The sequence below is a fragment of the Cyanobacterium stanieri LEGE 03274 genome (assembly GCF_015207825.1).
Taxonomy (GTDB): domain Bacteria; phylum Cyanobacteriota; class Cyanobacteriia; order Cyanobacteriales; family Cyanobacteriaceae; genus Cyanobacterium; species Cyanobacterium stanieri_B.
This window is the reverse complement of the sequence record NZ_JADEWC010000052.1, coordinates 1-6,345: the sequence shown is the minus strand read 5'-3', so window position 1 is coordinate 6,345 and position 6,345 is coordinate 1. Positions and strand designations below refer to the sequence as shown.

Sequence of the window (6,345 nt, the reverse complement as noted above, 5' to 3'; positions counted from 1 at the left end):
TTACGGGATAGGGGGGATAGGTTATCTGCTTTGTTTAGTTTGCGAGAGAATTTTACGGGGGGTAATGTGCCTCGTTTTAATAATTTTGGGGAAATTGCTCCTCTTTGTTTACCTTTGTTTGAGGGGGGAAAATTGGCTAATACTTTAATTAATAGTCGTACGGCAAAGGAGTATGGGTTGGAAGCTAATGGAGCGAATGGGGGGGAGACGTTGCGATCGCCCGAAATACTATCAGGAAACCTGTCATCGGAGGATATTTTATCAACCCTAGGTACAGGATTATATATTTCTAATTTACATTATCTTAATTGGAGCGATCGCCCCGGGGCCAAGGTAACGGGCATGACTCGTTATGGTTGTTTTTGGGTAGAAAATGGAAAAATTGTAGCCACTATCAAAGATTTAAGGTTTGATGATTCTATGATGAAAATTTTCGGCGATAATCTCCTAGATTTAACTAATTTTCAAGAATTTGTTCCCAATATTGGTACTTACAATCATCGCTGTGTGGGGGGTAGTCTTGTACCTGGTATTCTCTTAAAGGCTTTGACTTTCACTCTTTAGGTTTTTATATCAATTCCCCTTGATCACTTACAAATTAGAGTGAGGTTGCAGGTGACTGGTTGCAGGTTGCAGGTAATAGTTTATGGCGTTGGTGAATTAAGGTATGATTTCTTGTTGAGGAAGGGAACAGGGAACGGGGAATAGGGAACAGTTATAATATTTAGAAGTCTTAGTTTTTTGTGTAATTCAATAATGCTTCATACTCAAAATAAGCAATGCCGAGTTTATTAATTGTTCATTGTCAATTGTTTACACGGTGGGCGAAGATACAATCTATTTGTAACGAATTTTCCGACCTTGAGATTATTTATTAACCATGAATATTAATACAAAAAAAGGCTTTCTGAAAATAAGAGATTTTAATCATTATTATGAGTGGATAAAACAAGAAGATAACCAACCTAAGCCCGTTATGGTATTTATCCACGGTTGGGGTGGTTCTTGTCGTTACTGGCGTACTACAGCAAGGGCGATCGCTCCTTATTTCGACTGTTTATTATATGACATGAGGGGTTTTGGTCAGTCTCAAGAAAAAACAATCCATGATCAAACTCAATCCTATGAATTAGAAGAATATGCCCAAGACTTAGTCGCCCTTCTCCAAGGCTTTAATCTTGAGAAAGTATATCTTAATTCCCACTCTATGGGCGCATCCATCGCCACCCTATTCCTCTCCATTGCCCCTGAAAAAGTAGAAAAAGCCATCTTAACCTCCAATGGCATCTTCACCTATAACCGCCTTGCTTTTGCACTCTTTCATCAGATAAGCGAATATGTCGTCAAATTTCGCTATAACTGGTTATTAAAAATTCCCTTCGCCGAAAAATTTTTTATGGCAAGATTTTTACATCAACCCATTGCGAAACATATGAGCATCGCTTTTTTAGAAGACTTTTTAATGGCAGACTGTCAAACTGCCCTTCATACCATCTACACCTCCGTTAGTAAAAAATCCGTAGAAACCATCTCCCAAGCCTATCAAAATATTTCCCTACCCACCCTCCTAATCTCAGGGGAAAAAGACCAAATAATTCCCGCCAATATGGGTAAATCCGCAGCCTTACTCAACCCGGAAATGATTAAATATCAAGTCATCAAAGCCACAGGACATTTTCCCATGTTAGAAGATAGCAAGACTTATTTAAAGGTAATGGGGAATTTTTTAAACTTAGAATTTAATTAAATAATTATTAACCTCTTAGAGATGAAATCATATCTCGAAATCTATCTTTTTTTGTAAAAACGTTTAATAGATTCAATAATGGCAGTGACAGCCTGTAAATTTTCTTCTTCTTCTAACCCTTCAATGGGAGAATTAGCCACATATTGTAGTTTTTGAGCAATAACTTTGATGTTTTTATCATAATGCTCAAACATTCTTAAAAGAAGATCATCAAAACTACAGGTTCTGACAATAGACCAATGTTGTTCTAAGGTGTCAATATCATAAACTGCATAGAATAAAAGAATTTTAGCACGAAGGGGATTAGTATATTGCATGATTTCCTGTTTAAGTTCAAACAGGTTTTCTATTTTCAACCAAGGAATAATCTGTCCTTCTGGTACACTACTTGGGGTAACGTTTTGTTTGATTTCTTGTTTGGTTTCAGCAACGGGGGTAGTTGGAGTTTCTTTTTTTTCTGGGGTGACTTCTTTTGACTTCGCTTTAATTAATTGAGTTTCTACATCTTCCCCTGCGTTCGTCTCTTTATCTATATCTCGCACTTCGTAAGGATATAAGTGGGCGAAATTATCCATAATTGTATCGGCAATAAAGGTATAAAAGTTTTGCCGATTTATGCTTGAAACCACAGTGTCTAATGCTTTTCTTAATCTTTTAGTATTTGGATAAAGTTCTTTTACCTCATAGATTAAATCTCTCATATCGTACATCTCAATAACATTGATGTCGGCTTCCCAATATTGTTTACACACCGCAAAAATTACTTTTTTCATTCTTGCCGATTCTTCGTGTTTTTGGATAGCCTGTGCGATCGCCTCTACAACTTCAGTATCAGAAGTTTCATTTTCTTCGATATAATCTTCTTGTGTAGGGGTAACTTGGTATAAATCAGACATACGACGCAAAACATACATCGCTATTTTCTTGTAAATAGTTTTACGATTTAATGTTTCTACGGCATGATTAAGTAAAGCCTTAAGATCTTCCAAAGTAGGATTGGTATGATGAAGATTTTCTAATAATTCCACAAAGGAATAATCATTAATAACATCAACATCGGTTTCCCAATATCTTTGACTAACATAAAAAACTAATTTTTTTGCCCTCAGAGCTTCCTTAGAACTACTTAAATCTTGTGCTATACTCTCAATAATGTCTGACGATACGACCATAGAATTTCGTCTAAGATAGTTTATTCTTTTTCTTCAGATTATAACGGATTAAGACCCCCCATCGATTTCCTGTGGCTATCCACACTTCAACTTTCGTGTCAACCGAAAACATTATGTCGTTACATTTTGTTACATTAATAATTGTAGAAAAGCAAAAAAAATTAATATTATGAATAGCGACTTAAAAGTATTAAACAACAGAGAATTATTTGCCCCCGTGGTATTTCGTAAAGAATTTAACAACTTTAAAGACATAAACGCTAACCAAGCATGGTCATTGTTTTTCACCGCAGGAAAAGAAGATAAAAGCCTCGGATTTAACCCCGAAGCTGGTAAGTTTTTTACGAATACCCTAATAGGAATTATCATCACAGGGGCGATTATTGGTGGTGTATTAACCGATGTACTTCCCCACTAAGTTAAAACTTAACTTTCTATCGATCTAGTTTTTTCTGCCCAAACTCTGGTAGATAAACCCCAAACATAGATAAATCCTTCAGCGGCTTTATGGTCAAATTGATCTTCTTCTCCATAGGTAGATAAATCAGAATCGTATAAGGAATATTGTGATTTTCTACCTACAATGGTAGCACTACCTTTGAAGAACTTAATTCTCACTGTACCGCTAACCCTTTTTTGAGTTTCTTCAATGAAAGCATCTAGGGCATTTTTAAGGGGGCTATACCACAACCCTTCATATATCATTCTGCTATAGGTTTCATCTATGTGCGCTCTTTTATAATGGGTTACATCGCTGGTGAGGGTTAAACTTTCTAAATCTTCATGGGCTTTAATAAGCACTAATAGAGCGGGGGCTTCATAAATTTCCCGAGATTTGATTCCCACTACTCTATTTTCAATCATATCGATACGTCCTACGCCATGATTCCCAGCCACTTCATTAATTTTAGTAACCAAAGCTACAGGGGATAGAGCTACTCCATTAACAGCAATGGGAGTGCCTTGTTCAAAAGTTATTTCTAAATATTCTGCCTCGTCAGGGGCTTCTAATACAGATTTTGTCATGGCATAAATTTCTTCGGGAGGCTCTGTCATAGGATCTTCCAATGGTCCGGCTTCAATGCTACGGCCAAGGAGGTTACGATCTATACTATAGGGAGAAGACTTTTTGACAGGGGCTTCGATGCCAAATTGTTCCCCGTAGGCGATCGCATCTTCCCTACTCATACCCCATTCCCGAGCGGGAGCTAAAATTTTAATATTAGGATTAAGTGCCGTAATACCTAAATCAAAACGGACTTGGTCATTGCCTTTTCCTGTACAACCATGGGCCACGGCATCCGCTCCATACTTTTGCGCCGCTTCTACCAACAACTTAGCGATGAGTGGACGAGCTAAAGCCGTAGAAAGAGGATAACGGTTTTCGTATAAAGCATTAGCTTTAATGGCGGGAAAAGCATAGTTACTTACAAATTCTTCTGTAGCATCGGCCACCAATGATTCTACCGCACCACACTTAAGAGCCTTGGTTTGAATAGGACCTAATTCTTCTCCCTGTCCTAAATCCGCCGCTAGGGTGATTACTTCTTTTACACCCCATTCTTTTTTTAAGTAAGGAATACATACGGAGGTATCAACTCCCCCTGAATAGGCTAAAACGACTTTCTCGGCACGACTCATAAATTTTACTCTCTTTCAGATAAGACTAAAGGGATATTTTAACAATAACTGTATTTTTAACCAATGGTAAGTCAAGATTTCTATATTTACTTTTCCTTAAGCATATTTCATGGGTATTATCATTTTTTCAATATTTTTGCTCAAACTCTTGACAAATTTTTTTCAGTTCGTTAACATAGATAATGTTGAAACAAACAAGGGACTGTAGCTCAGCTGGTTAGAGTGCTTGCCTGTCACGCAAGATGTCGCGGGTTCGAGCCCCGTCAGTCCCGTAAAATATAAAGGTCTGAATACATCCTGAAAAGGATGTTTTTTTGTATATTCTCTTTAATATTAATGTCTAATTTATTTAATGGTTAATCGTTGTATGAATTATTATAATTAAATGACTCTAATTATAGTTAAATTGTCCATGGACTTTTAACATCGCAAACATAACAGTTAATTATTTATGCGCACCGTTGCCGAAATTAATGAGAAAATAACTAATCGCACCGTACAAGTATGTACCATAGAAGAACTAAAAAGTAAAGTTAAAAAACAAGGTATAAAAAAAACTTACCAAGAAATAGATGTAGTGTGTACGGGTACTTTTGAACCCATGGAATCATCGGGCGCAATCATTAACCTAGGCCACACTGATCCACCGATCAAAATTCGCCAATGTTGGCTGGATGGAGTACCTACTTATGCTGGTTTTGGAGCAGTAGATTTGTGTTTGGGGGCAACTGTGCCTTCTGAGTATGGCAGTAATAAAGAACTAGGAGAGAATTTACCGTCGAACTTACCCGAACGAGGAGGAGCTCATGTTATCGAAGATTTGATCGCAGGAAAAGCAGTACCCATTAAAGCGGTGGGGCAGGTAACGGACTGTTATCCTCGGGCTTCTTTTGAATCAACTATCACCATAGATTCAATCAATCAATTTTACTTGTATAATCCTCGGAATTTATATCAAAATTTCATTGTCGGTGTCAATGGGGGTGATCGTACCTTATATACCTATTTAGGTCCCCTTTTACCACGTTTAGGCAATGCCGTATATTCTAGCGTTGGCGCCCTTTCACCCCTCTTAAATGACCCTGATTTAGAAGTTATAGGCATAGGTACTAAAATATTTTTAGGTGGAGCGCAAGGGTACATTGCATGGGAAGGAACACAACATTTCCCCAGACAAAAAAGACTGGAAAATCGCACCCCCATTGGTCCTGCTTCCACAGTGGCTTTAGTGGGGGATGCAAAAAAGATGAATCATCAATGGGTGAAGGGTTGTTATTTTAAAAATTATGGCTCATCCCTTATGTTGGGGGTAGGTATTCCCATACCCTTGCTAAGTGAAAAAATTGTCGCTAACTGCGCCGTAGATGATAGAGACATTGTCGCTCCCGTAATGGATTTTTCCATACCCCGTCGAGTGCGTCCTAGTTTTGGTTTAGCTAGTTATGCCCATCTTAAAAGTGGCAAAATAAAAATTGAAGGACAAGTGGTGCGAGTGGCTTCCGTTGCCAGTTTATATCTTTCCCGTCAGGTTGCCCAAATCCTCAAACAAAAGATTTTAGACGCTGAATTTACTCTCACAGAAGCTGTTGCATCTTTACCGTGCGATCGTACATTTATTGCTCAAGATGGTGCTATTTAAGGAATACTTAATTTGTAATATAAAAAAACCGCCATGTAGAGAGGCGGTTTTTATGGGAGTATTAAGACAGGCATAGAACTATTGTCCCAAGGGGCTACCCCCGTAGTATCGTCGCTGCAGTTATGTTTCACCCACGAGTTCGGGAT

At 37.9% G+C, this 6,345-nt stretch carries 6 protein-coding genes and 1 tRNA gene; 5 read left to right on the top strand and 2 right to left on the bottom strand.

The genetic code is table 11. The features are described 5' to 3' along the window. On the top strand, positions 1-564 hold a 564-nt coding region (locus IQ215_RS14060), incomplete at its 5' end, for a metallopeptidase TldD-related protein (RefSeq protein WP_241735325.1). A 316-nt stretch (positions 565-880) separates the two neighbouring features. Then, positions 881-1,747, top strand: a complete 867-nt coding sequence (locus tag IQ215_RS14055) for an alpha/beta fold hydrolase (protein ID WP_193802031.1) — start codon at positions 881-883, stop codon at positions 1,745-1,747. Between the two features lie 41 nt (positions 1,748-1,788). On the opposite strand, the gene IQ215_RS14050 is transcribed toward IQ215_RS14055, so the two are convergent. After that, positions 1,789-2,919: a hypothetical protein gene (locus tag IQ215_RS14050; RefSeq protein WP_193802030.1), complete on the bottom strand. Its 1,131-nt coding sequence runs from the start codon at positions 2,917-2,919 to the stop codon at positions 1,789-1,791. A 169-nt stretch (positions 2,920-3,088) separates the two neighbouring features. On the opposite strand from IQ215_RS14050, the gene IQ215_RS14045 reads away from it, so the two are divergent. Then, positions 3,089-3,337: a hypothetical protein gene (locus IQ215_RS14045; RefSeq protein ID WP_193802029.1), complete on the top strand. Its 249-nt coding sequence runs from the start codon at positions 3,089-3,091 to the stop codon at positions 3,335-3,337. Between the two features lie 8 nt (positions 3,338-3,345). On the opposite strand, the gene IQ215_RS14040 is transcribed toward IQ215_RS14045, so the two are convergent. Beyond that, positions 3,346-4,560 carry an argininosuccinate synthase gene (locus tag IQ215_RS14040; protein WP_193802028.1) on the bottom strand — a complete coding sequence of 405 codons (1,215 nt, stop codon included), beginning with the start codon at positions 4,558-4,560 and terminating at the stop codon, positions 3,346-3,348. A gap of 198 nt (positions 4,561-4,758) precedes the next feature. On the opposite strand from IQ215_RS14040, the gene IQ215_RS14035 reads away from it, so the two are divergent. Together IQ215_RS14035 and IQ215_RS14030 are read left to right on the top strand one after the other, a co-directional pair. Next, positions 4,759-4,832, top strand: a tRNA-Asp gene (locus IQ215_RS14035). Positions 4,833-5,011: 179 nt separating this feature from the next. Continuing rightward, on the top strand, positions 5,012-6,199 hold the full coding sequence (locus IQ215_RS14030; RefSeq protein WP_193802027.1) for a homocysteine biosynthesis protein: 1,188 nt from the start codon (positions 5,012-5,014) through the stop codon (positions 6,197-6,199). Positions 6,200-6,345: the final 146 nt, after the last annotated feature.